At 65.4% G+C, this 22,674-nt stretch carries 24 protein-coding genes and 1 pseudogene; 12 read left to right on the top strand and 13 right to left on the bottom strand.

The window, feature by feature from the left end:
- Window positions 1-155: 155 nt before the first annotated feature.
- The 3 genes from OHA70_RS16210 to OHA70_RS16200 form a co-directional block, all read right to left on the bottom strand.
- A complete protein-coding gene (locus tag OHA70_RS16210; RefSeq protein ID WP_328333305.1) occupies window positions 156-611 on the bottom strand; it encodes a rhodanese-like domain-containing protein in 456 nt (151 codons plus the stop codon).
- A 400-nt stretch (window positions 612-1,011) separates the two neighbouring features.
- Window positions 1,012-2,934, bottom strand: coding sequence for a Na+/H+ antiporter NhaA (gene nhaA, locus OHA70_RS16205; RefSeq protein ID WP_328333303.1), 1,923 nt, complete (start codon window positions 2,932-2,934; stop codon window positions 1,012-1,014).
- Window positions 2,927-3,574 (bottom strand): TetR/AcrR family transcriptional regulator, encoded by a 648-nt coding sequence (locus OHA70_RS16200; RefSeq protein WP_328333301.1) that lies wholly within the window; start codon window positions 3,572-3,574, stop codon window positions 2,927-2,929. The genes nhaA and OHA70_RS16200 overlap by 8 nt, the downstream gene beginning before the upstream one ends.
- 65 nt (window positions 3,575-3,639) lie before the next feature.
- On the opposite strand from OHA70_RS16200, the gene OHA70_RS16195 reads away from it, so the two are divergent.
- The 4 genes from OHA70_RS16195 to OHA70_RS16180 all read left to right on the top strand — a co-directional run bounded on the left by OHA70_RS16195 (window position 3,640) and on the right by OHA70_RS16180 (window position 6,705).
- Entirely contained in the window at window positions 3,640-3,960 is a 321-nt protein-coding gene (locus OHA70_RS16195) for a hypothetical protein (protein WP_328333299.1), read from the top strand.
- A 125-nt stretch (window positions 3,961-4,085) separates the two neighbouring features.
- On the top strand, window positions 4,086-4,790 hold the full coding sequence (locus tag OHA70_RS16190) for a GAF and ANTAR domain-containing protein (RefSeq protein ID WP_328333297.1): 705 nt from the start codon (window positions 4,086-4,088) through the stop codon (window positions 4,788-4,790).
- Between the two features lie 54 nt (window positions 4,791-4,844).
- Window positions 4,845-5,999: an ROK family transcriptional regulator gene (locus OHA70_RS16185; protein WP_328333295.1), complete on the top strand. Its 1,155-nt coding sequence runs from the start codon at window positions 4,845-4,847 to the stop codon at window positions 5,997-5,999.
- Window positions 6,000-6,039: 40 nt separating this feature from the next.
- Window positions 6,040-6,705 (top strand): GNAT family N-acetyltransferase, encoded by a 666-nt coding sequence (locus tag OHA70_RS16180; RefSeq protein WP_328333293.1) that lies wholly within the window; start codon window positions 6,040-6,042, stop codon window positions 6,703-6,705.
- Here OHA70_RS16180 and OHA70_RS16175 read toward each other — a convergent pair.
- Together OHA70_RS16175 and OHA70_RS16170 are read right to left on the bottom strand one after the other, a co-directional pair.
- Window positions 6,695-7,168, bottom strand: a complete 474-nt coding sequence (locus tag OHA70_RS16175) for a carboxymuconolactone decarboxylase family protein (protein WP_328333291.1) — start codon at window positions 7,166-7,168, stop codon at window positions 6,695-6,697. The two genes, OHA70_RS16180 and OHA70_RS16175, sit on opposite strands and share 11 nt — an antisense overlap.
- 80 nt (window positions 7,169-7,248) lie before the next feature.
- Window positions 7,249-7,833 (bottom strand): CGNR zinc finger domain-containing protein, encoded by a 585-nt coding sequence (locus OHA70_RS16170; RefSeq protein WP_328333289.1) that lies wholly within the window; start codon window positions 7,831-7,833, stop codon window positions 7,249-7,251.
- A gap of 203 nt (window positions 7,834-8,036) precedes the next feature.
- On the opposite strand from OHA70_RS16170, the gene alr reads away from it, so the two are divergent.
- The 5 genes and pseudogenes from alr to OHA70_RS16145 form a co-directional block, all read left to right on the top strand.
- Window positions 8,037-9,164, top strand: a complete 1,128-nt coding sequence (alr, locus tag OHA70_RS16165; RefSeq protein WP_328333287.1) for an alanine racemase — start codon at window positions 8,037-8,039, stop codon at window positions 9,162-9,164.
- Window positions 9,161-10,132 carry a D-alanine--D-alanine ligase family protein gene (locus OHA70_RS16160; protein ID WP_328333285.1) on the top strand — a complete coding sequence of 324 codons (972 nt, stop codon included), beginning with the start codon at window positions 9,161-9,163 and terminating at the stop codon, window positions 10,130-10,132. Before alr ends, OHA70_RS16160 begins: the two co-directional genes overlap by 4 nt.
- Before the next feature lie 97 nt (window positions 10,133-10,229).
- A complete protein-coding gene (locus tag OHA70_RS16155) occupies window positions 10,230-10,868 on the top strand; it encodes a M15 family metallopeptidase (protein ID WP_328333283.1) in 639 nt (212 codons plus the stop codon).
- Between the two features lie 335 nt (window positions 10,869-11,203).
- Window positions 11,204-14,263 (top strand): NACHT domain-containing protein, encoded by a 3,060-nt coding sequence (locus OHA70_RS16150; protein ID WP_328335138.1) that lies wholly within the window; start codon window positions 11,204-11,206, stop codon window positions 14,261-14,263.
- Between the two features lie 146 nt (window positions 14,264-14,409).
- Window positions 14,410-14,706 (top strand): annotated as a pseudogene (locus OHA70_RS16145) (NAD(P)H-dependent oxidoreductase subunit E); the annotation flags it as partial.
- Window positions 14,707-14,853: 147 nt separating this feature from the next.
- On the opposite strand, the gene OHA70_RS16140 reads toward OHA70_RS16145, so the two are convergent.
- The 6 genes from OHA70_RS16140 to OHA70_RS16115 form a co-directional block, all read right to left on the bottom strand.
- A complete protein-coding gene (locus OHA70_RS16140) occupies window positions 14,854-15,354 on the bottom strand; it encodes an SRPBCC family protein (RefSeq protein WP_328333281.1) in 501 nt (166 codons plus the stop codon).
- 327 nt (window positions 15,355-15,681) lie between these two features.
- On the bottom strand, window positions 15,682-16,119 hold the full coding sequence (locus OHA70_RS16135; protein ID WP_328333279.1) for a MerR family transcriptional regulator: 438 nt from the start codon (window positions 16,117-16,119) through the stop codon (window positions 15,682-15,684).
- Between the two features lie 37 nt (window positions 16,120-16,156).
- On the bottom strand, window positions 16,157-17,209 hold the full coding sequence (locus OHA70_RS16130; protein ID WP_328333277.1) for an aminotransferase class V-fold PLP-dependent enzyme: 1,053 nt from the start codon (window positions 17,207-17,209) through the stop codon (window positions 16,157-16,159).
- Between the two features lie 80 nt (window positions 17,210-17,289).
- A complete protein-coding gene (locus OHA70_RS16125; protein WP_328333275.1) occupies window positions 17,290-17,850 on the bottom strand; it encodes a COG4315 family predicted lipoprotein in 561 nt (186 codons plus the stop codon).
- 9 nt (window positions 17,851-17,859) lie between these two features.
- Window positions 17,860-18,336, bottom strand: a complete 477-nt coding sequence (locus tag OHA70_RS16120; protein ID WP_328333274.1) for a Rieske (2Fe-2S) protein — start codon at window positions 18,334-18,336, stop codon at window positions 17,860-17,862.
- 14 nt (window positions 18,337-18,350) lie between these two features.
- The gene (locus tag OHA70_RS16115; protein WP_328333272.1) at window positions 18,351-18,935 is read right to left on the bottom strand and encodes a DUF6529 family protein; all 585 of its coding nucleotides are present in this window, start codon (window positions 18,933-18,935) and stop codon (window positions 18,351-18,353) included.
- A gap of 125 nt (window positions 18,936-19,060) precedes the next feature.
- On the opposite strand from OHA70_RS16115, the gene OHA70_RS16110 reads away from it, so the two are divergent.
- The gene (locus OHA70_RS16110; RefSeq protein ID WP_328333270.1) at window positions 19,061-20,116 is read left to right on the top strand and encodes an aldo/keto reductase; all 1,056 of its coding nucleotides are present in this window, start codon (window positions 19,061-19,063) and stop codon (window positions 20,114-20,116) included.
- Between the two features lie 138 nt (window positions 20,117-20,254).
- Here OHA70_RS16110 and OHA70_RS16105 read toward each other — a convergent pair whose 3' ends face one another.
- Together OHA70_RS16105 and OHA70_RS16100 are read right to left on the bottom strand one after the other, a co-directional pair.
- Entirely contained in the window at window positions 20,255-21,406 is a 1,152-nt protein-coding gene (locus OHA70_RS16105; protein ID WP_328333268.1) for a peptidoglycan-binding protein, read from the bottom strand.
- Between the two features lie 79 nt (window positions 21,407-21,485).
- A complete protein-coding gene (locus OHA70_RS16100) occupies window positions 21,486-21,911 on the bottom strand; it encodes a MarR family winged helix-turn-helix transcriptional regulator (RefSeq protein ID WP_328333266.1) in 426 nt (141 codons plus the stop codon).
- 59 nt (window positions 21,912-21,970) lie between these two features.
- Between OHA70_RS16100 and OHA70_RS16095 the strand changes: the two genes are divergently transcribed.
- The gene (locus OHA70_RS16095; protein ID WP_328333264.1) at window positions 21,971-22,378 is read left to right on the top strand and encodes a VOC family protein; all 408 of its coding nucleotides are present in this window, start codon (window positions 21,971-21,973) and stop codon (window positions 22,376-22,378) included.
- Between the two features lie 49 nt (window positions 22,379-22,427).
- Window positions 22,428-22,667, top strand: coding sequence for a hypothetical protein (locus OHA70_RS16090; RefSeq protein WP_328333262.1), 240 nt, complete (start codon window positions 22,428-22,430; stop codon window positions 22,665-22,667).
- Window positions 22,668-22,674: the final 7 nt, after the last annotated feature.

Genomic DNA, 22,674 nt, shown 5'->3' with positions numbered 1-22,674 from the left:
TGACATGTTCAAGCCCGCCATATCGTGTTCAAGGTCGCCGGGTTCGGCTCGGTGGGGAGTGGACGGGCTTACCGGAGCGGGTCGACGGGAAGCCGTAGGGATCGCCAGGCGTGGTGGCTGGTGGGGGTCAGCATGCGCACCTGATACCGGTGGGGTCAGCAGGCGCAGGCTATGCCGGTGGGAGCTGTCAGGGGGTCTGACTGGCGGCGGGTGATGCCGTCTGCCGTCTCGACCGGGAGGCCTTCGCGGGTCCAGTACTCGAAGCCGCCGATCATCTCCTTGACCGGATAACCAAGCTTGGCGAACTCCAGCGCCGCCTTAGTACCGCCATTGCAAGCGGGCCCCCAGCAGTACGTGACCACCGGAAGACCAGCCGGTACTACGTCCGCCGCCCGAGCCGCGATCTCCCTCGTCGGCAGATGAATCGCCCCCGGAACATGCCCCTGGTCCCAGCTCTCCTGACTCCGGCTGTCGACCAGCACCCACCCGGTCACCCCGGCCCCGATATCAGCCGCAACATCCGACGGATCCGTCTCGAACCGCAGCTTCCCCGCAAAGTACTCAATCGCCTCGTCCTGCACCGCAGGCGGAGTCTCCAACACAGTCGACATCTCCACTCCCCTCGTCGCCCAACCTCCTGGAGCCCCCAGCGTCCCCGACCCCCACCCCACCAGACCAGTGGCAGAAAAGACCCACCACAACCAATTACCGCCAAGCCCCACTCACGGCCGCCCGATTGGGCGCGCGATTGGGCGCGCGACCGAGCAGGCGGCCGGGGCATGCATGCGACCGCGGGGCGGAGCGTGCATGCAGGCGCGAGGGCGGGGGCGGGGCAGGCGTGCGAGCGGCCGCGGCCGCGGGACGGGACGGGACGAGCTTGAGGGCCGGGCGGAGGTTGAGGGCCGGGCGGAGGTTGAGGGCCGGGCGGAGGTTGAGGGCCGGGCGGAGGTTGAGGGCCGGGCGGAGGTTGAGGGCCGGGCGGAGGTTGAGGGGCGGGCGGAGGCTCGGGGGTTAGGGGGTGGGAGCTCGGCGGCGGCGGACCAAGGGCGGGAGGGTCGTGTTCTTGATCTTGGCTTGGGCTCGGGCGGTTTTGATGGCGGTTTTGAGGGTTTCTACGTCGTACGCGCCGTAGTGGCGTTGGCCATTGACGAAGAAAGTAGGAGTGCCGGAGACGCCGCTGAGGTCGGCGGATTCGACGTCTTGGGCCACTCGGGCGGCGGCTACGTGGCGTTTGACCTCGTCATGGATGCGGTCGTTGTCCAGGCCGAGTTGCACGGCGTAGGACATCAGGTCGGCGGGCTTGAGGTTCTCCTGGTTGGCCAGCAGGAGGTCGTGCATCTCCCAGAAGGCGCCTTGGGCCGCGGCCGCCTCGGAGACCTCGGCGGCGATCTGGGCACGCGGGTGCACATCGGTCAACGGGAGGTGACGCCAGACGTAGCGGAGGTCGTCGTCCTTCAGCAGGTCGCGGACGACGGATTCCGCCAACCCGCAGTACGGGCATTCGAAGTCGCCGTACTCGACCAAGGTCACCGAAGCCGACTCCGGGCCGCGGATGTGGTCGCGCTCGGGATCGACCGGTTCCATCAGGTCGACCAACTCGTCCACGTCACCGAGCATCGCGACTGCCTTGCGCGCCGGCGACAGGAGACGTGCAGCCTGGAAGATCAGCCAAGTCAAGGCCGAGGCGACGACCACCGCGGACAGCAGCCCGAGCTTCGCCTCCGTCAGCGCCCGGCCATCGAACGCCAACGTTGCTATCAGCAACGAGACAGTGAACCCCATGCCGGCGATCGTTCCGCTGCCCGCCACCGCCGCCCAGCCGACCTGCGGCCGCAATCGGCCGCCGGTGAAGCGGGTCAGCGCCCAGGACGCGGCCATCACCGCGACCGGCTTGCCGATCACGTAGCCGAGCAGGATGCCAAGCGTGATCGGTGACCGGTACGCCTGCGCGAGGAAACCGCCGTCGATCGTGATGCCCGCGTTGGCGAGGCCGAAGATCGGGACGATCAGGTAGCTCGTCCACGGGTGGTAGAAGTGCTGGAGTCGCGCGTTCGGCGAGAGTGTCGAAGTCAGCCCGAGCGTCGCGTTGCGCGCCAGCTCCGGCGTCGGCTGCTCACGGAACAACCGGAACAGCCCGCTCGCCTGCTCCAGGTCGTCACGCCCCGGCGAGTACGCCGATGCGGTCAGCCCGATCGCCAGCCCCGCGACCACCGGGTCGACACCGCTGGTCAGCAAGGCAGCCCACGTGACCACGCCGAGCGCCACGTAAACACCGACCTGGCGGACGTGGAGCAAGCTGGCGGCCAAGAGCACGCCGAAGGCAACGATCGCGATCAGCAACGGCATCAGTGAGATGTTCTCGCTGTAGACGATCGCGATCACCAGCAGCGCGATGAGATCGTCGACGACGAACACGGTCAGCAGGAACACCCGGACGCGATCCGGCACTCCTCGCCCGACCAGCGCGAGCAGGCCTAGTGCGAGCGCGGTGTCGGTCGACATCGCGACACCCCAACCTTGCGCGCCCTCACCGCCGTGGTTGAACGCCAGGTAGATCAGCACCGGCGCCACCATCCCCGCCACCCCGGCCACCACCGGAAGGACGAAGCGGCTTCGATCGCGCAGGTCGCCGAGGTCGAACTCGCGTCGCGCCTCCAATCCGACCACGAGGAAGAACAGCGTCATCAGCCCGCTGTTCACCCACTCCTGCAACGTCATCTGAAGCTCACGCCCACCGAGCGCCAAGGAGAAGTCGGTGTGCCAGAAGTCCGCGTACGAGCCGGGCGCGAGGTTGGCCCAGGCGAGGGCGAGCAGGATCGCGACGGCGAGCACACCCGAACTGCCCGATTCAGTGCGCAGGAAGTCCCTGATCGGCGCTGCGAACTCCTTGGTCCAGTTCGTCCGCCCGCTCAGCACTCCCGAGAAGTCAGCCATCCCGTCCTCCCCGTCCAACCGCCGCCGGATCGGTCGCGAACGACTCGACGTAGGTCAGCATCGCATCGAGCGCCGCTGCCAGGGGAGCCGCATCCCGCTTGGTCTGGGTGAGCAACGTGCCACCTTGCAGCGCGGCGAGCAGAGCCATCGCCAGCTTGTCCGGGTCGGCATGGGGCTGTAGGTCACCGCGGTCGTACATCAACTGCAGGCCCTCCCGCAGCATCCGCTCCCACTCCGCGAAGCCGATCGCAAGCCGGGCCCGCGCGTACAGGTCGGTCTCGACCACCTCGCCGGCGAGAGAACCGAGCCGACAGCCACCCTCACAGCCCTTGTCCACTTGACGTTGCAAGTTGTCCGCGGCCCAGTCGCGCAATGCCGCGAAGCTGTCGAGCACACCCACCTCAGGCCCGGCCTGGAACTCGATCACGACCTTCGCCTGATGGTCGACCACGTCGGCGACCAGGCTGCGTTTGTCCTGGAAGTAGTGCGTCATCTGCGAACCGCTGACACCGGCGGCGGCCCGAACATCCTCGATGCTCGTGCCCGCGACCCCGTGCTCATAGATCAGGTCGGCGGCCGCGGAGACGATGCGCTCCTTGGTCGCGCGACCCTTCCGCGTCAGCTTCGCCGTACCGGTCATGCGGACACCCTACCCGACTTTCTGGGATTTGCATCCCAGAAAATACGAGGTCTACTGTCAGCCACATGACTACTCACAGCTATGTTGCGCGGATCGTGGACGTGCCTGATCACGGGATCCGGCTCGAGCCGGCCGACGACTCCGGCCGACCGGACGAACCGACCGCGACGAACCTGCTCGCGATGTCCGTCGCGCTGGCCCTGGGCGCCGCCGGATATCGTCACCATCCGGAGCCGCGCGACCCCGAACTGCAGACCCTGGATTCCTTGCTGGCAGGCGAATCGGTGATGCCCTGGGTCAGCGACACCTCGGCCGGCGACAACACGTACGTCGTCTGCACACCCGCCTCGACCGGCCTTCCGCACTGCCAGGTCGAGCACCGCTGAAAACGTCGTCGAAGAATCCTGGGATCCGGCTAACACTTCCGGCGAACCAGCCTGCATGATGTGCGCTGAGGAACACTCCAGCCACGGGGTGCCCCCTGACGTTCACTCATGTCTGGAGCCCCTGGATGGCTGATTTCGAGGTTGCCGCGCCGACGTCTGCGGACGCCTTCGCGCAGCTCGCCATCGAGTTGCACGACGCGCCTGGCGTCGAGGAGACGGTGGATGCGGTCGTCCAGTTCGCCCTGCAAGCACTGAACTGCATGTACGCCGGAGTCACCCTCTCCACCCGCGGACAGAAGCCTGAGGTCGCGGCGGTCACCGATCCGGTCGTCTCCGACGTGTACGACCTGCAGATCAACTCGGACACCGGCCCGCTCATCACCGCACTGCGCGATCGCATCCCGGTACTGATCCGCGACACCAGCACCGACGGGCGCTGGCCCGAGTGGGCGGCGAAGGTGGCAGGACTCGGCGTCCGGAGCGTGCTGGACGTCCCGTTGACCACGGGCGAGACCGGCCGCGCGACGGTCGGCGTACTCGGCCTGTACTCCGCGGAGCCCGACGCCTTCAGCGAGGACGACGAAGCCATCGCCCACATCCTCGCCCGCCACGCCTCAGTAGCCGTCGCCTCAGCACGCCACGAAGAAACCATGAGCCAAGCCGTCGACGCCCGCAAACTCGTCGGCCAGGCCATGGGCATCCTGATGGAACGCTTCGACGTCGACGGCGACCGCGCCTTCGCCATCCTCAAGCGCTACTCCCAAGACACCAACACCAAACTCCGCGACGTCGCCCAGCAACTCATCGACACCCGCAAACTCCCGCACTGACCCGACCGCCGAGCTGCCGTGCGCCGGCGTGCTGCGACGGTAAGGTCTGGTGGAGTGGGAGGGAATTCGGCGGGAGCGGGCAGCTGGCGGCCGTTGAGCGGGCCGTCGCATCGGCTTGCGCTGGAGATTCTGCTGGATGGCCCGTTGTCGCGGGCCGAGCTGACGCGGCGGCTGGAGTTGTCCGCCGGGAGCCTGACCCGGTTGACGAAGCCGATGCTGGAGTCCGGGCTGCTGGTCGAAGTACCGGGCGGACCTGCGGACCCCAGGGTCGGCAGGCCTTCACAGCCGCTGGACATCGTGCCGACCTCGCATCACTTCGTCGGCGTGAAGTTGACCGCGGATGCGGCGCTCGGGGTGCTGACCACCCTCAGAGCCGAGGTGATCGCGACCGAGGAGCGGCCGCTGCCCAGCCACGACCCCGAGGAAGTCGCCGAGCTCGTGGTCGAGCTCGCGCGGTCGCTGAGCGCGGGCCGGCCGGGGATCACCGGTATCGGGGTCAGTGTCGGCGGCCACGTCGGCGGCTCGGGGGACGTGATCCACGGTGACTTCCTGGACTGGGAGGACGTGAGCTTCCAGCAGCTCCTCGCCGATCGCACCGACGTCCAGGTGGTCGTCTCGAACGATGTCATCGCGGTCACCGAGGCGATCCACTGGTTCGGCGCCGGGCGCGGGATCAGCCGGTTCTGCCTGCTCACCATCGGCGCCGGGATCGGGTACGGCCTGGTCGTGCACGACAAACTGGTCGATACCACCGAAGCCGGCCTCGGCCTGATCGGCCACTACCCGCTCGACCCGGACGGCCCGCTCTGCGACCGCGGCCACCACGGCTGCGCCAGCGCGTTGCTCACCACGGACGCGATCACCAGCCAGATCAGCGCCGCGCTCGGCCGCCGGGTCCAGTACGACGAATGCCTCGACCTGGCCAAGAACGACGACCCCGAGGCCCGCCGGGTGGTCGGCGCCGCGGGCCACGCCCTGGGCCGCCTGATCGCGGCGGCGAGCAACTTCACCATGCCCGAGGCGGTGATGCTCGGCGGCGAGGGCGTCCAGCTCGCGATCGTCGCCCAGGACGAGCTCCAGGCTGGCCTTCGGCAGGACCGCCACCCGGCCGCCATCCCACCGCCGCTCATCCTGCAGGACCCGTCATTCACGCAATGGGCCCGCGGCGCCGCCGTGATCGCCATCCAGACCTTCGTCCTCGGCAGATAAGTAACTGACTAAAACCCAGTAAGCAGTTACCATCAGAGGCATGGACGAGCTCGTACGCCGCTGGGCGCACGGCTGGACCCTCTGCCGGGGACTGGCCGCGCCGCTGGACCGACCCGCCGCGCTGGAGGTGACGCTCGGACTCCCCGGCCGCGACCGCGAGGTGTTCACGCTGACCGACAACGCCGAGACCGTGAACGACCTGGCGATCACCACCGCAAAAGGTGAAAACCCAGGGGAAGGAACGAGGGAGGGGGAGGTTGTCTGGCTGACCGTGACGACCAACCAGCCCCAGGCAACAGCCGCAGTACTGGAGCAGGCCGGCCTCAAGCTCCTCGACGAGCCCTGCCTCCTGATGACCATCGACCTCACAGAGCACCCCGACAAGGCCGCGCCCCCGGAGTACAGGCTGGAGACCTCGAGCGACGGGCCACTGGAGTACGCGAAGGTCATCGACACCCAAGGCAACGTCGCGGCCCGCGGAATGGCTGCCATCGTCGGCCAGGATGCCGTCCTGCACGACATCCACACCGACCCGGCCCATCGCCGTCGCGGGCTGGGCAGTGTGGTGATGAGCATGCTCAGCCGGCGAGCGACGGACCGCGGCGCCGCCACCGGTCTGCTGATGGCCACGACCGATGGCGGTTACCTCTACACGAACCTCGGCTGGTCGACCGAGGCGACGATGATCACTGCCGTCAGTGGCTGAACTGGCCGGCCACGTAGTCGCCGGCAGGCTGCCGGGTGATCACGTTGAGCCGGTTGAAGGTGTTGATCAGCGCGATCTGGGCCGTGAGAGCGAACAGTTGCTGCTCGTCGTAGTGCTTGGCCGCGTTCGCCCAGACCTCGTCGCTCACGCCGCCGGCGGCATCCGCGATCCGGGTACCTTCCTCGGCCAGCTCCAGAGCGGCGCGCTCCGCCTCGGTGAAGCAGGTCGCCTCCCGCCACACGCTGACCATGTTGAGCCGCTGCTGCGACTCCCCGGCGTGGATAGCGTCCTTGATGTGCATGTCGGTGCAGAAGCCGCAGCCGTTGATCTGGCTGCAGCGGAGGTTGACCAGTTCCAGGGTCGTGTACGGCAGGGCCGGCGCGATCGCCATGCCGGCACCGACCAGGTGCTTCACGAGCTTGTCCGCGGTCGAGTTGCCGAAGATGCTCAGACGGGCGTCCATGGGGGGCTCCTTCATCGTGTTTTCGGGTTACACCTGTACGACACGACAGCCCTGCGGACTGTGACCTCGCTGAATGTGAGCTAGCTCTCGCGAGCGCGGAACGCCGCGACCTTCGTCCGGTTCTGGCACGGGGTGGAGCAGAACCGCTGGGTGTGGTTGCGGGTGGCATCCAGAAAGAGCAGGTCACACCGCTCCGCTCCGCAGCGCTTCAACAGCTCGTACTCCGAGCTGCCCAGCAGCATCGCGGCGGCGGTGGCGAACTCGGCCAGCCAGCCGTTCGCCAGCGAGACCCCGGACGCGGCGAAGTGCAGATGCCAGGGCGCCTCCCCAACCTGACTCAGGTCGGTGGGCGGGGAGGGGCGAGTGAGCCGTGGAGCGGCCCGAGTAGCCTCCAGCAGCTCATTGAGCCGGCCGGCGCTGGCGTCCACGAAACCATCGGCCAGCAGCGCCAGGGCGGCGTACAAACGAGCCCCGCCGGCCTGGAATTCGGCCAGCGCGTCGTCATCCACGAGTTGAGACAATTTGGAGGAGAGCCGTAGTACGGCTTCTACTGATTCGATGTCACCAGCACTCTGCGGCCGCCCACGGCTCCACTGTGCGCCGAATTGGTTACCCAGAGCGACCGCCGCAGCGAGCGAGTCCCTCAGATGATCGGTTGCGTCCACCCGGTCAGCCTACGAAACGTTAAGACTCTGTCCGGGTGCGAACCGGAAGGATCGCGGCGGCGTCGGACAAGAGTAGGTAAAACTCCGAGCGAAAGGACGAGCCGAACCATGGTCGTGTCGTACCACGGTCGTATGCTCGCCACGCTGAACATCCACCCCCGATCCGATGCGTCGGCTCGTTGCCGGACACAACAATGACGGATATGAACCTGGCACCAGCCCCGGTCCGCCCCTTCGTGGGCCTGGCCGAGACGGTCATCGACCTGTCGGTCGTCCGGGACAACGTGAAGACCCTGGCCAAGCGGATCCGGCCGGGCACCGAGGTGATGGCCATCGTCAAGGCCGACGCCTTCAACCACGGCGCGGTCCAGGTCGCCACCGCGGCGATCGAGGCCGGCGCCACCTGGCTCGGTGTCGCTCGCGCCGACGAGGCCCTCCAGTTGCGCGCCGCCGGTATCACCGAGCCGATCATGATCTGGCTGTACGACGCCTCCGAACTGCTGCTGCTCACGGACATCGATGTGAGCGTCTCCACCGTCGCCGAGCTGCAGCAGATCGCCTCGGCGCCGAACGTGCACAACGTGCACCTCAAGCTCGATACCGGTATGCACCGCGGCGGCAGCGCCCCCGACCAGTGGATCGAGCTGACTCGCGCAGCTGCCCACTACGAGTCGCTCGGCGTGCTCAAGGTCCGCGGCATCTGGTCGCACCTGTCCCACGGCGACGAGCTGGACGGGTCGCACAGCAAGAAGCAGCTAGAACTCCTGCGCACCGGCGTCACGCTGGCCCGCCGAGCGGGTCTGGACCCCGAGTACGTGCACCTGGCGAACTCCTCCGGCGCGCTCACCCTCGACGCACCGGACTGCAACATGGTCCGGATCGGCGCCGGCGTGTTCGGCATCGACGAAGTCGACGCCGGGCTGCGCCAGCCGATGCAGTTCGTCAGCAAGGTCGTCCAGGTCCGCCGGATCCGGGCCGGCGAGGGCGTCTCGTACGGCCATGACTTCATCGCCGAGCGGGACACCACGGTCGCGCTGGTCCCGATCGGGTACGCCGACGGCATCCCGCGCAACACCGGTGGCCGGGCCAGCGTGCTCGTCCGGGGCGTCCGGATGCCGATCATCGGCCGGGTCACGATGGACCAGTTCGTCATCGACGCGGGTGATATGCCGCTCGAGGCCGGTACGCCGGTGATCGTCTTCGGCACCGGTGATTCCGGCGAGCCGACGGCCGACGACTGGGCCCGGTGGGCCGGAACCATTCCCCATGAAATCTACTGCGGGCTCGGCAATCGCGTCCCGCGTCGTTACGTCGAAGGGACCCAGCGGTGAAGGTCGTCGTGATCAGTGGCGGTGCCAGCCCGGAACACGAGGTGTCACTCGCGAGCGGGCGCGGCATCGCCGAGGCGGCGGAGGAGTCCGGACACGAGGTCGTCCGGCTGGTCCTCGACCCCGAGGGCTACTGGCAAGGCGGCCAGGCCGAGGCGATCGCGCTGCTGCAGGACTGCGACGTGGTGATCCCCGCGCTGCACGGCGAGGGCGGCGAGGACGGCGTCATCCAGGGCTTCCTGGATCAACTGCACGTCCCGTACGTCGGTAGCGGTGTGGCCGCGAGCGCCGTCGGGCTCGACAAGCACCTGACCAAGGGCATCCTGCGCGCGCAGGGCATCCCGGTGACGCCGGGGATCACCGTTCGCGGCGCGGACCTCAAGGACGCCGAGGCGGTCATCCAGCGGTTGAAGGCCGCCGACATCGAGTTCCCCGTCTTCGTCAAGCCGGGCAGCGGCGGTTCGAGCTTCGGGGTCACCCGGGCCACCGACCTGCAGACGCTCGAGGCAGCGCTGGCCGTGGCGGCCGAGTTGGACCCGCATGTCCTGGTCGAGCAGGAGATCAACGGCCGCGAGATCGACCTCTCCGTGATGGAGTTCCCCGACGGTCGCGTAGATGTCGCGCCGGCGCTGGAGATCCACGCCGACCCCGATCAGCCGTTCTTCAACGCGGCCGCCAAGTACGACAGTGGGGCCACCAAGTTCGTCGTACCGGCGCCGACCGATCCTGAGTTGACCGAGCAGCTCCGGCGTACGGCGCTCGAGGTCTTCGACGCGCTCGGTTGCCAGGGACTGGCCCGGGTGGACTTCTTCGTCCCGGCCGACGGCAAGCCGCTGGTCAACGAGATCAACACCTTCCCCGGCTTCACCGCGATGTCGCAGTTCCCGCGGATGTGGGCGGCGGCCGGGCTGACGTACGCCCAGGTCGTCGACAACCTGATCCGCACAGCTGCGGTAAAGCCCACCGCATGACAGTGCTTTTGGCCTCGCCTCCGGCTCGGCGGGTCATGGGGCTAAACTCCCGGTCTTCCCTCGTCGCTTCGCTCCTCAGTCCAGACCGGGAGGCCCCATGACCGTGCTGCTGAGCGACGAGCGGATCACCAGGATCCCCGCGATCGACAGTGGTGAGCCGCTGGTCGATCTTTTCAGTCGCGGTATTTCCGCCGAGGGCCGTCAGTTCGTCCGGGAGAGTGTGGCCGACAAGCTCGCGGTCGCGGACAACTTCCTGCCGACCGGCATTCGGCTGCACGTGGTCGAGGGGCTGCGCGCGATCGAGAGCCAGCGGGAGATCTACGAGGGCTACAAGGCCGAGCTGAAGGTCCTCAACCCGGGGATCTCGGACGACGAGGCGCATGTCCTCGCGAGCCGGTTCGTGTCGCCGGTCGAGGTCGCACCGCATGTCGCCGGCGCGGCCGTCGACCTCACCCTGATCGGCGAGCACGGCCCGTTCGATCTCGGTACGCCGATCGACGCGACGCCCGAGCAGAGCGACGGCGCCTGCTTCTTCGCCGCCACCAACATCAGCCGCGAGGCGCGCACCAACCGCACGCTGCTGGCCGATGTGCTCACCTCGGCAGGCCTGGTGAACTACCCGACCGAGTGGTGGCACTGGTCCTACGGCGACCGCTACTGGGCCTTCGTCGAAGAACGCGACCACGCCATCTACGGCCCCGCGAAGGCCTCAGAGCCTATCAATCCTCACTGCTAGCACCGAGCGACCGCGTGCGCTCGACTCATATCCGCAGAATCTCACCCGCCTCACGACGAGGCTACTGGGGTAAGACCGACGTGCGGCCGCGCTAAAACAGGAGGCCAACGCCACTCGCGTTTCCACCGATCTCGGAATCGGCAATCTCTTAGGAGTGATACTCCTTGCCCTGCGGCATAGAACACCGAGAAAGGGATGGATTCGTTGCCACTAGGCTGTTGACGACAACCTCTCGTAGCGGCAGGCTAAGCGACCTCAGTGACATGTCGAGTCGCTTCCGCTGTACGCGGACGGTTCGCTGAGGTGGGGGGATTAGAGCCTTGTCTACGCAGCCTATGGTCGCAAAACTATCCACGATAGTCCCATATACCGGATGGATACTGCTCCTTGTGGTTCTAATTTGGATCACAAAACAATATTTTGGAAGGTTCTTCCAGGAACTCGGCGCAAGATCTGCGCCATTCTTCCTCAAACTGTTCAGGCGTAGCCTCCTCAACCGGCGAGCAGTTAGGCGCTACCGTCGAGCCATTCAGGAGCAGTATAGCCGACACGCACTTGGATTCAGGAGAGACGGCGCAGTCAATGTTAGCGAAATCTATGTCTCATTGCAGTACCTAGACGACGGCCACCGGAAAAGCGTTGACAGACTTATTTTATCGCCTCATCGAATAGTCGCCCTGGGCGAGCCCGGCGCGGGAAAATCTCTTCTTATGAAGCACCTTCTCACCAGCTGGGCGAAGTGGCCATTCGCTACAATAGTACCCGTCCTAGTCGAGCTGCACAGATGCAATTCCGACGAAGACTCCTTGACGGAACTGATCGCGCAAGAATTCAAACGCAGAGGGATAGAGAGTCGAGAGGGCGCCGTTGAGGCAGCTCTAAGAGAAGGCCGTCTATTGATTCTATTTGACGGCCTCGACGAAGTCGCTCGCAATAGTCAGACGCAGGTTATAAACCTTATCAAAGACTTTTCGAGCGAGTGGCATCAAACCAAGATCATTGTGACCTGCAGAGCCGCCGTATACACCGGGCAGTTGTCTCCCGACTTCGCACAGACGGTAACGATAACAGATTTCGATGATGCCGGGATTCGACGCCTTCTTGCGAAATGGCCTGGTCTCACCTCAGAAGAAGCCGATCGGTTCTTTCGTACACTCGCTGAGAACCCACAACTGATGAGGCTGGCTGGCAGTCCCCTTCTACTGACCATGATGATCCATCTGCAGATCGAAGTCTTCACGCGCTCGGGACGAACCCTACCTACCTCGCGTTCAGCTTTCTACGACGACGCAGTAGACCATCTGCTCAGGAGGGACCGTGACCTCGCGAGGCACGATGCTCTGTCGATTTATGATGCTGCCGACAAACGGGCAGCCCTTCAAACAGTCGCCCTTGCGCTCCAATTCAATGCTCCTGATCAGCCCGATCGAAAGACGATCGATCGGATGCAGTTACTCGACCTCATGAAAGAATTGGGAAAACGTCTAAACCTCCGAGACTCTGACATCTGGCCATTAATCAACGAGATTGTTGAGCGGAGTCAGCTCCTAGTAGATCTCGGAGGCAATTCGGCGCGTTATGCCTTTCGCCACCTCACTCTACAAGAATACTTAGCAGCAAACGAGCTCCGTAATGATCCAAACGAGCTTCTGCGAGGATATCGAGCAGACCGCGCCGGCTGGCGCGAAACAGTAAGGCTTTGGTGTGGAGTGACTAGCCTGGACTGCACAGCGGTCGTGCACGAGCTATTCAATGGAAGCGAGGAGGAAAAAATTCTTGCTCTCCAATGTGTCGCCGAGGCTAAGAATATTGCAACAGAGATGGCGGACGATGTCATCAGCCACTTCATCAACGGACTTAAGACCAATTCTTCTAACCGTGCCGCAGAGTTGGCGCTCGGCGCTGTGGCGTCTGACGAACGCCCGAGAGGCGCCGCTGTTCTTAATCAAGTTATTGAATTGTTCCGAGCAGAAGGCGAATCTATCGCGCCTGCGGCTCGCGTACTGGCGGCAACACGCCGAACCGAAGCTGCAGCGATTCTTGGACGGAAGATCCAGGAACATGAGTCAGCCAGATCCGCTCTCCGCACGATGGGCGAGCAGGCCATACCGGCACTGAGAGCAGCAGCAGCCAAAGGGGACACTCGCTCGGTCGACGACCTCGGTGAAATCGCAACAGCCGCTGCAGCAAATGCCCTGGTGACACTAATCTGGGACGATTCAGATGTCGCATTTCGTGCGGCATGGTGGGTCGCAAGTCTTGTACGTCACGCCGAAGTGGTAGATAGGCTTGCTGATACAACGCCAGCCGATATCGAAATTCCTCCGACGACGGATTGGGTCTGGGCCCCTTTCGCCTCCAAAGTCGAGCCGGCTACTACCACAATTGGGCGAGTAGTATGGCTTGTCAGCAATGACACTGGAGACCACGCTCCGAAATCGGTGATCATCGATCAGCGTATTGCTATCGCTATCGTTTCCCTAAATCATGAATCGGATCGAAGCACACCCGTCATGTCCGCCGATGCCCTTGAGTTAACGCGTGCCGCAGTCGAAGGCCTGCGGAGGGATCCGGAGATTCAACCTCACCGCGCTAGGCTGCCCCTACCGGGCTTGCTAGAATTTGCTTCCATCGAGAAGCCGGCAATAGTGAAGCGGATCATTGATCTCTTCCTCGGCGAATCCGACCTATCCGGCCAGCAAAAATCCGTGTTCCAACACTCCTCGGCACCTATCCAATATGCAATGATCGGCGACGCCCTTCTAGACAAGGGAACACGCCGAAAATTGACCAAAAAGCACTGGACCACAACTACACTACGTGGTGAACGTTCAGATGGCGGGGAAGGTATCTTGATAGCCTGTTTGGTCTCGCTATTCGTCGTCGGCACACTGCTAATGCTGTATAGGGCCCTGTCTCTCTGGGGAGATTATCCAAACACAGGACCGAAAATCGTTGATGTGATGTGTTTTGGCAGTCTTACTACCTTGGCCATTGGCTCCGCTGTCTTTGGTCTGGCGGATTCTCGATTGATGGGTAAGCGGCCGGCCTCTCGTTTGCACAAGTCAATGAAGTGGTTCGATCAGAGCTTGTTCGTGCCTGTCCTGGTACTCATTTTTCTTCTGATTGACGCTCTTTCCTTGATCTTCTTTGTCGCGGACCTAACTCGATGGTCAATTTCAATTGGAACTGCCACAGGAATTACCGCGGTGGGCATTTTCGCATCGATCGTGATCAACCGACGCCAGGAGAGCTATAGCTCCGTTCTTCTGCCATACCTCGCGGAGTATCGCCGCAATCAGAATTATCGAGTCGATGCAGCAAATCCCTGGATCGATTTCGAACTGACAGGAGTTGAAATGGTTAGTTCCTCCGGGAGTGGAAGCGTTACATAGGCAACGGCCTGTGGCACGCCCTTGGCCGGCCCGCCGCCCTCCTCTCAATGATGTGCTTAGCAATAAGGGCAGTTGATAGTTGACGCCTATCGCGTCATAGGTAGGTTTGCTTTGACCGTGGAGTAGCCGCCGGGGACAGTCGACATATGACTGCCGAAGTCACGTCCCCGCCTCCCCTCCCGATCCCCGGGCGCGCCGATCGTGTGCCCGAGATCGCCACCGAGCTGCGCGGTCTGCGGGGTGCGCTGATACCGATCCTGCATGCGGTCCAGGAAGAGCTCGGGTACGTCGATCAGCTCGATGTACCCGTGATCGCGGACGTGCTCAACTTCTCCGTCGCCGAGGTCCATGGCGTGGTCACCTTCTACCGTGACTTCCGGCGCGAACCGGCGGGCCGGATGACGCTGCGGACCTGCCAGGCCGAGGCGTGCCGGTCCCTCGGTGCGGAGGAGCCTGCGGCGCATGCGAAACGGCGTACCGGGATCGGCTTCGGGGAGACCACGTGCGTTTGCTGTGGTCGGTCCAGGGCCATCGGAGGCTATTGCCGCTCGGCTGCTGCCGATGGATCCGGGCATCCGCCCGTGGGGCGTCTAAACCCGCAAGCTCTGCACCATCGCCGCGATCGTCCGCTCCATGTTGCGCCCGAGCTCGTCGAGCCGCCCCTGCTTCGTCTCCGCCGCCCGAGCAGGGTCAGCCAGCACCCCTTTCCGCATCCCGCTGTCCCCCGGTCCATGGGTGAACCACTGCCGGACCAACGTCTCCTCGCCGCGCGCCACCAACTCGTACTCCCAATGCGCGAAATGCTCAGCCTCCCCGCCGAACACGTCCCACCCGAACCGAACCGGCTCCTCCGCAACCGTCACCCGGCACTGCACCTCGGTCTTGAACCCATCCGCGAACTCGTTCCGCGCCTCGAACCAAGCCCCCACCGCCGGCCCGTCAGCCCCATCCACCCAGGCGCCGTACACGCACTCGGGACTCCACCGCCCGTACCCCGCCACATCGGTGATCGCCCGCCAAACCTCCGCCACCGGCACCCCGACCAGCACCTGAACCTCAACCGTCGCCCCGGTCACTCCGTAGTCATCCATACCAGCGACGTCGAACCGGCATCCCAAGTCTCGACATCTCGACGGGCCCGGCACCGAGTCCTCCGAGCCGAAATTGGTTGCTAACAGCAACGGGCGGACGCCTGCGCATACCGAACTCGGACGGCAAGCGGTTACCCAGGCGATTTGGGGTGTTTCGCGAGAGTTGTGGATGCGTGGCGGTCCGCGATGCCGGCGCGGCCGCGTACCCGAGCTCAGCCAGGCCGTCGAGCACCTTGATCTCAGGCTGCGCGGTGACGAGGTCACCCGGTTCCCGTCGTTGTACCAGAGCAAGTCACCCAGAAGATCGGCGCTGACCGCACCCCGGGGTCAGACTGCCTGGTCTGCCTGGTCCTGCGGTTGGTGGGACGGCGAGACCCACAGGCTGTCGGCGGTGCCGTGGTCGAGGTGCTCGGTGTAGATGTCGACCTTGTAGGTGATCACCCGCAGGCACTCGGTGAGCTCCTCGATCTGGGCGGCGACGGCCTCCTGGTGGCTCTTGAGCAGCGCGAGCCGGTCCGCCTCGTTGCCGGCGCCCTGCCGGACCAGGTCGGTGTACCGGCGGATGGTGTCCAGCGGCATCCCCGACGAGCGGAACTTGATGCACATGTCCAGCCAGTCGACGTCGTCCTCGGAGTACACCCGCCGGCCGTTGCCTTCCCGGCGTACCGGCTCGGCGAGGATGCCCTCCCGCTCGTAGAACCGCAGCGCGTGCACGCTCAACCCGGTCCGCTCGGAGACCTGCCCGATGCTCAATCCGTCCGTCATGCTCGTCACCCTAGCTCGCACCTAGAGTCAGCTCTAGCTATTTAGCCAGCCCCTCGAGCCCGTCGAGGGCTTCAAGTGCGAGCTGGACGTCGGCCTGTGTCGAGTAGATGTGGAAAGACGCGCGCAGGTTGCCACCCCGGACAGCAGCCCGTACTCCGGCTGCCGCGAACGCCTCCTCCGCCCCAGGGATCGACGCGCTGACGATCGCTGAATCACCCGGCGGCAGCCCGATCCCGGCGCGGAACTCGTTGGCCAGCGCGAGGTTGTGCTCGTGGATGGTCTCGACGCCGATCTGCTCGATCAACTCGAGCGCCGGGGCAGCCCCGACGAAGCTGAACCAAGCCGGCGACTGGTCGAACCGGCGCGCATCCGTGGCGAGCTCCATCTGCGTTCCGTAGTACGAGCCGCTGACGTTGCGACCGGCATACCAGCCGGCCTGGAGCGGGCGGCAGCGCTCCTGCAGCCGCGGCGACAGATAGCCAAGGGTCGCCCCACGCGGAGACATCAACCACTTGTAGGTATGGGTGATCAGCGCGTCCAGACCATCCACGGTCAAAGGCAACCAGCCCACCGCCTGGCTGGCGTCGACCACCAGCAGCGCGTCGATCTCCTTGCATGCGGCAACTACTTGGGCAAGGTCGAGTACCGTCCCGGTGGCGGACTGGACCGCGCTCACCGCAACCAGATCGATCCCCGGCCGGATCGCGTCGACGAACTTGTCCGCACTGGCCGCTGTCACCTCGACGCCCCGGTCAGCGTGCACCATCCACGGGTAGACGTTCGAGGTGAACTCGATGTCGTCGACCAGCACCCGCGCTCCGTCCGGCAACGCAGCCGCGATCGGCGCCACCGCCGCCGACACCGTGCTCCCCACGAATACATCAGCCACCTCGGCCCCGACCAGCCGCGCGAACGACTCCCGAGCGCGAGTGGTCGACCCGTCCCACGGCTCCCAGCTGGTCGCCCCGACCTGCCAATCCCGCAGTACCGCCTGCAGCGCCTCCCACGCGGGCCGTGGCGGCAGCCCGTACGACGCAGTGTTCAGCCACCCCGGCTGCGGATCCCACAGGCCTGCGAATTCCGAACTCATCCGATGCTCTCCCCTGACTCGTACTGTGAGTGCCAGCCCTAGTGTGCACACACGCTGGGAGTCTCAGCCTGTGATCTCAGTCAGCGAGGAGGGTTGAGCCGGGTCCCTGCTGGGCTGAGGACATGCCAGGTGCCTTTCAGGCCTTCGCCGAGGACATCGCCGGGCTTCTGGTCCTTGGCGAAGCGGTAGAGCGGCCAGCCGTTGAGAGTCGCCTGGACGCCTTTGTCGGGGCGGATCAGAGTGCCGACCTTGGCCTGACTGACGCCGGCTCCGGCGATGATGCCGACCTTCTTGACGTAGACGGGCTTCCAGGCGGTCAGGCAGGCCTTGCTCCTGCAGACCGACTTCGGTGGGTTCCTGCTGTCCAGGACTGACATGTAGAGCGTGAAGCCCTCAGCGTCTACGGCGACCTGGCCGAGTTTCGTAGTACCGGCTTTGATCACTACTGGTTCTTCGACAGGCGTGGATGGTTTGGCCTTTGAAGGCGGCGCCTTGGTTGGTGCCGCGGCGGCTGGCGCCGGTGCTGCTGGCGGGGCGACGGCGGGAGCTGTGGTCGCGACGTTGCCGACGGCGGGGCTGAGGGCGGCCACCGCGATGGTCGCGCCGATCACCCACACCATCGTCGGCAGACTCTTGAACATGATGAACCCCTACGCCTTGAAGATCGCGCCGTCGCGCTGCTGGACGGCAACCGCCGGCAGCGGGGACTTGGCCGGTCCGGCGACCCGTTCGCCCGTACTGGCGTCGAACTTGCTGCCATGGCACGGGCAGTTGATCGTGCCGTCGCCGACATCCGTCACCACGCAACCCTGATGCGTGCAGATCGCCGAGAACGCGCAGACCTTGCCGCTCGCGTCCTTGGTCAGTACGAGGCTCTGCTCCTTGAGGATCACGCCACCACCGGCCGGGATGTCGGCCACCTTGGCCAACGCAGCAGGAGCAGGCGCCGCGCCAGTCGTCCCCTGTGAGACTGGCGCCGAGGCGGCCGGCTTCCCTGCAGTAGAAGGCTTCCCTGCGGTCGAAGGCTGACCCGCTGTCTGAGGTGGAGCTTGTTGCACTACGCAACCAGTCAGTACTGCGGTGGTCGCAGCGCCTCCTGCGATCAGTACCGTTCTGCGTTCAATCATCTTCTTGTCTCCTGTCAACGCAGTGGGACGCCGGATTGAGTGAAGTACCAGACCGCCGCAGTAGCCCAGGCCCCGATCAGCAAGGCGAACAGCAGCCCGCCCGAGATCGGCAATGCCCAGCTCGGCATCTTGTTGGCCCGCAACGCGAGCATCTTGGTCGTGAACGCGCCGTAGAAGGCGCATCCGAACAGCGAATGCAGTGCCGTTCTGGTGTCGAACGTGCTGAACCCGAGACTCCACAAGCAGTGGTACGCGACCGGCAACGTCGCAACGAACGCCACCGCCCCACTCCACCTGTGCAGCTGCGACAGCACCGCCGGCGGCTTGCGCTTCACCGGCAGGCGTCCGTACATCCACAGCGCGGACACCATTTGGAAGACAGCCAGTACTACGGCCGCCGTGGCCAGCCATGCCTTCATCGGCGTGAGACTCGTGAACCCCACGATCAACGCCAGCGGCCGGCCGGTCGGCGTATGGGCCTTCCCGTAGAACCCCAGGGATACAGCGACCAACGCACCGACGACGGCAAACCCCAACAATGCAACGGTTCCCCGCCCGATCAGCCTCTTGTCCGGCGGCGCACTCACGTCCGTACTCATGTCCCCTCCAACTGGCTCGTCTGCGGTCTATACGTCCTCGTTGGCAAACCGGTTCAACGGGCTTGACCTAGAGAGGGCTCTAGCTCCTAAGTTCTGCGCTAGACCACAGAAGCTAGGAGCTAGTCATGCGCTACCGCACACTCGGCGGGACCGGTATCGAGGTGAGCGTGCACTGCCTCGGCACGATGATGTTCGGCTCGGTCGGCAACCCCGACCACGCCGACTGCACCCGGATCCTGCACACTGCCCTCGACCAGGGCATCAACTTCGTCGACACCGCCGACATGTACTCCAGCGGCGAGTCCGAGGAGATCGTCGGCAAGGCGCTCAAGGGGCGCCGCGAGGACGTCGTACTGGCGACCAAGGTGCACTTCCCGATGGGTGAGGGACCCAACCGCGGCGGCAACTCGCGGCGCTGGATCACCCATGAGGTCGAGCAGAGCCTGCGCCGGCTCGGCACCGACTGGATCGATCTGTACCAGGTGCACCGGCCGGATCCGGCGACGGACATCGAGGAGACGTTGTCGGTACTGACCGACCTGGTCAGCGCCGGCAAGATCCGCGCGTTCGGTTGCTCGACCTTCCCGGCCGAGGATCTCGTCGACGCGTACCACGTGTCCGAGCGACGCGGGTACGGCAAGTTCCGTACCGAGCAACCGCCGTACTCGATGGTCACCCGCGGCATCGAACGGTCGGTACTGCCGACCACGCAGCGATTGAACATGGGCGTGCTGACGTGGAGCCCGCTGGCGTCGGGCTTCCTGTCCGGCAAGGTCCGGAAGAACCAGCCGGTGGACCTGACGGCCGGACGAGCGGCGATCACTCCGCATCGCTTCGACCCTGCACTGCCGGCCAACGCGTCGAAGTTCGAGGCGGTCGAGCAGCTGGCCGAGCTCGCCGAGGATCTCGGGCGGACGCTGCCCGAGCTCGCGCTGGCGTTCGTCACGTCGCACCCGGCGGTGACGTCGGTGATCATCGGCCCGCGCACGATGGAACAGCTGACCGGCCTGCTGAAGGGCGCCGACCTCACCCTGGACGACGCCACCCTGGACCGGATCGACGAGATCGTCCCGCCCGGTACCGACCTCCACCACTACCAATCCGACGGCCTCTGGCAGTCCCCCGCCCTGACCACCCCCACCCTCCGCCGCCGCCCCACCCCCGACCGCTCCGCCGCCTAACTCCCGCCCGCCCACCCGCCACCCCGCCGACACCCGCCACCCCGCCGACGTTTGAGGGGTTAACCCCGCACTGTGTGGGTTGCCTAGCGAGAATCCGGCCAGGCAACCCACCATCTGCGGGGTTAACCCCTCAAACGGTTAGTGGCCGGATTGGAGGGCGGTCCAGGTGACTGGGCCGACCACGCCGTCGACTACCAGTTGGCGGGTGCGCTGGTAGTCGCGGGCGGCGGTATCGGTGACCGGCCCGAACTGCCCGTCGATGACGACCGTGCGTCCAAGAGCAGCAGTCAAGGACCGCTGCAGCCGGCTGACCGCAGTACCGGTTGAACCACTGCGGACCGTCGTTTTGTCGCCCGCGGCAAGCAATGCGGTCCAGGTGCTCGCCCCGACAACTCCGTCCGACGGCAGCCCGACGCGCGTCTGGAATCCCTTCACTGCATCGGTTGTAGCGGTGTCAAAGGTCCCGCTGGGCTCGTTGGTACCACCGGCCAAGCACTGCGCCGCCTTGACCGCCGCACCCGTCGATCCCTCCTGCACCGTCGGGTAGCTGGTGAAGTCGAGGTTGGTGGCGCCACACGTCTGCATCCCGTTGATGAACGACGTAGCCGCCGCCTCACCCTTGCTCAAGGCATCGGCCTGGCTCTCGATCGGTACCGACTTCACGCCCGGGAACAGGATGTACGTCACGACCGCGCCCGACACTCCGCCAGTCGAGGGATTCGGGTTGATGCCGAGCTGCTGCGCGAGCTTGTACGAGCCTTCACCGATGATCCCGGTCGGGCCCTGGTCGCCGACGACGGCGTACGCGACCTTGTCCTGGTAGACGACCGCGGCGACGGTCCCGCCGGCGATACCGGCCGTCGAGTAGTTCCAGATCGAGCTCGACAGCGGGACGACGATGAACGGCAGGCCGGCCGAGTTCAACGGCTGACCGTTCGACTGGTTCCACGAGGTGGCCGGCTGGAACGACGGATCGGTGTTCTCGTTGCACTGGGTGGTGCGCTGGCCGTCGCAGTCGACGTCGAAGTCAGCCGTCCAGTGCACGGCTCCACCGGTCTTGCAGACCGCGACGGTCCTCGATCCGCCGGAGTCGTGCGCGTACTTGCCGTTCGACAGCTGGGTCTCACAGCCCGCCGTCTTGTCCTTCAGCTGCTGGGCGGTCGGCCCGGCCAGTTCTGCTGCCTGAGCTGGAGCGATGGCGGTCAAGCCTGCGATGAGGGCCGCGAGCAAGGTTGCGAAGAGCAACAGGCGGCGAGGGTTCGGTTTCGTTGCTGAGCGGGGCGGCTGCATCGGATCCTCCAGGGTTGAAGCCCGAAGACGAAACTTTCTGGCCCAGAGGGTACAGATTTTGGTTAGATATTGACAGAGGTCAGCCGTTCCGCTGGTGGATCTTCACCGCGAGGTCGCGCAAGGTTGCCCGCTCGGCCGCCGTCAACGGCGCCAGCGAAGCCTTCTCAACCTCCCGTACTACGCTCCGCCCCGCCGCGAGCGCCTTGCGTCCACTGGCAGTCAGCGTCACCTGGTAGCGCCTCCGATCCGCCGGATCGCGATCGCGTTTGACCCGGCGGCTGTGGATCAGCTCGTCCATCAACCGGACCATGTCGCTCGGATCCATCCCCAGCGCCGTCGCCAGCGTGTTCTGCGCGACCGGCCCGCGCTCGTCGAGCTCCGCGAGCGCGGCGAACTGCCACAGCGTGAGCCCGGGCTTCTCGCCCAGCCGGTCCGCGATCGCCCGGCGGCTCGCCACCGCCACCTTGTGCAGCACGAAGGTGGTCGTTCCCAGCAGCGTCTCCATGGTCGTATTGTAGGCTCGAACCAATAGTTGGTAGATACCCACTAATAACCTCGGAGTTGATGATGAACGCGCTCTACCCGCGGCTGCTGGTCCGCGACTTCCCTGCCACCGTGGAGTTCTACCGCGGTGTACTGGCCTCGGTGTTCGGTGTGGAGCCGGTCAAGGTGATCCCCGAGGCGACCTACGCGAACTGGGACCTCGACGGTCAGACCGGCCTGGTCCTCTTCGGCCGCACGATGATCGCCGGCACGGTTGGTACGGGCGATCTACCTGCCGATGTACCGGCCCAGGACCGCTCCATGCTCGTCTTCAAGGTCGACGACGTCGACGCAGCGGCAAAGGTCTTCACCCACCACGGCGCAACCCTGCTCACCGAGCCCCAGGATCGCCCTCAGTGGGGACCAAATCTCCGCACTGCTCACCTCCGCGACCCCGAAGGCAACCTTCTGGAACTACAGTCCTACTGATTGGCAACTGGGTACCGTCCGTTCCAGCAACCCCGCCCCAGGAGGACCGATGAGCTTCGACCGACCAGGCCTACCCCACCCCGGCCACAAGTCCGACGAACCCCAAATCACCGAAGACCTCCAAGCCGAGGGCATAGAACTAACCCCCGACGGCGATCTGGACGGCCTCGACCACCCGGGCGAAGTCTCGTCCGGCCCCCAACCAAACCCACCCCGCCGCCCACCCCACACCCCCGAAGCAACCGAACCGGTGGACGACCCCGCCCACGACGACCCAGCCAAGGACTGAGCACCTG

This window comes from Kribbella sp. NBC_00382 (assembly GCF_036067295.1).
Lineage (GTDB): Bacteria > Actinomycetota > Actinomycetes > Propionibacteriales > Kribbellaceae > Kribbella.
This window is presented reverse-complemented; position numbering and strand designations above follow the sequence as displayed.

Excerpts from the sequence above, each read along its gene's own strand:
- nhaA (WP_328333303.1), bottom strand. The coding sequence starts at position 2,934 with ATGGCTGACTTCTCGGGAGTGCTGAGCGGGCGGACGAACTGGACCAAG.
- OHA70_RS16150 (WP_328335138.1), top strand. The coding sequence starts at position 11,204 with ATGGTCGCAAAACTATCCACGATAGTCCCATATACCGGATGGATACTG.
- OHA70_RS16105 (WP_328333268.1), bottom strand. The coding sequence starts at position 21,406 with ATGCAGCCGCCCCGCTCAGCAACGAAACCGAACCCTCGCCGCCTGTTG.
- OHA70_RS16190 (WP_328333297.1), top strand. The coding sequence starts at position 4,086 with ATGGCTGATTTCGAGGTTGCCGCGCCGACGTCTGCGGACGCCTTCGCG.
- OHA70_RS16100 (WP_328333266.1), bottom strand. The coding sequence starts at position 21,911 with ATGGAGACGCTGCTGGGAACGACCACCTTCGTGCTGCACAAGGTGGCG.
- alr (WP_328333287.1), top strand. The coding sequence starts at position 8,037 with ATGAACCTGGCACCAGCCCCGGTCCGCCCCTTCGTGGGCCTGGCCGAG.
- OHA70_RS16120 (WP_328333274.1), bottom strand. The coding sequence starts at position 18,336 with ATGATTGAACGCAGAACGGTACTGATCGCAGGAGGCGCTGCGACCACC.
- OHA70_RS16130 (WP_328333277.1), bottom strand. The coding sequence starts at position 17,209 with ATGAGTTCGGAATTCGCAGGCCTGTGGGATCCGCAGCCGGGGTGGCTG.
- OHA70_RS16140 (WP_328333281.1), bottom strand. The coding sequence starts at position 15,354 with ATGGATGACTACGGAGTGACCGGGGCGACGGTTGAGGTTCAGGTGCTG.
- OHA70_RS16125 (WP_328333275.1), bottom strand. The coding sequence starts at position 17,850 with ATGTTCAAGAGTCTGCCGACGATGGTGTGGGTGATCGGCGCGACCATC.
- OHA70_RS16090 (WP_328333262.1), top strand. The coding sequence starts at position 22,428 with ATGAGCTTCGACCGACCAGGCCTACCCCACCCCGGCCACAAGTCCGAC.
- OHA70_RS16180 (WP_328333293.1), top strand. The coding sequence starts at position 6,040 with ATGGACGAGCTCGTACGCCGCTGGGCGCACGGCTGGACCCTCTGCCGG.
- OHA70_RS16200 (WP_328333301.1), bottom strand. The coding sequence starts at position 3,574 with ATGACCGGTACGGCGAAGCTGACGCGGAAGGGTCGCGCGACCAAGGAG.
- OHA70_RS16095 (WP_328333264.1), top strand. The coding sequence starts at position 21,971 with ATGATGAACGCGCTCTACCCGCGGCTGCTGGTCCGCGACTTCCCTGCC.
- OHA70_RS16115 (WP_328333272.1), bottom strand. The coding sequence starts at position 18,935 with ATGAGTACGGACGTGAGTGCGCCGCCGGACAAGAGGCTGATCGGGCGG.
- OHA70_RS16110 (WP_328333270.1), top strand. The coding sequence starts at position 19,061 with ATGCGCTACCGCACACTCGGCGGGACCGGTATCGAGGTGAGCGTGCAC.
- OHA70_RS16210 (WP_328333305.1), bottom strand. The coding sequence starts at position 611 with ATGTCGACTGTGTTGGAGACTCCGCCTGCGGTGCAGGACGAGGCGATT.
- OHA70_RS16195 (WP_328333299.1), top strand. The coding sequence starts at position 3,640 with ATGACTACTCACAGCTATGTTGCGCGGATCGTGGACGTGCCTGATCAC.
- OHA70_RS16155 (WP_328333283.1), top strand. The coding sequence starts at position 10,230 with ATGACCGTGCTGCTGAGCGACGAGCGGATCACCAGGATCCCCGCGATC.
- OHA70_RS16175 (WP_328333291.1), bottom strand. The coding sequence starts at position 7,168 with ATGGACGCCCGTCTGAGCATCTTCGGCAACTCGACCGCGGACAAGCTC.
- OHA70_RS16135 (WP_328333279.1), bottom strand. The coding sequence starts at position 16,119 with ATGACGGACGGATTGAGCATCGGGCAGGTCTCCGAGCGGACCGGGTTG.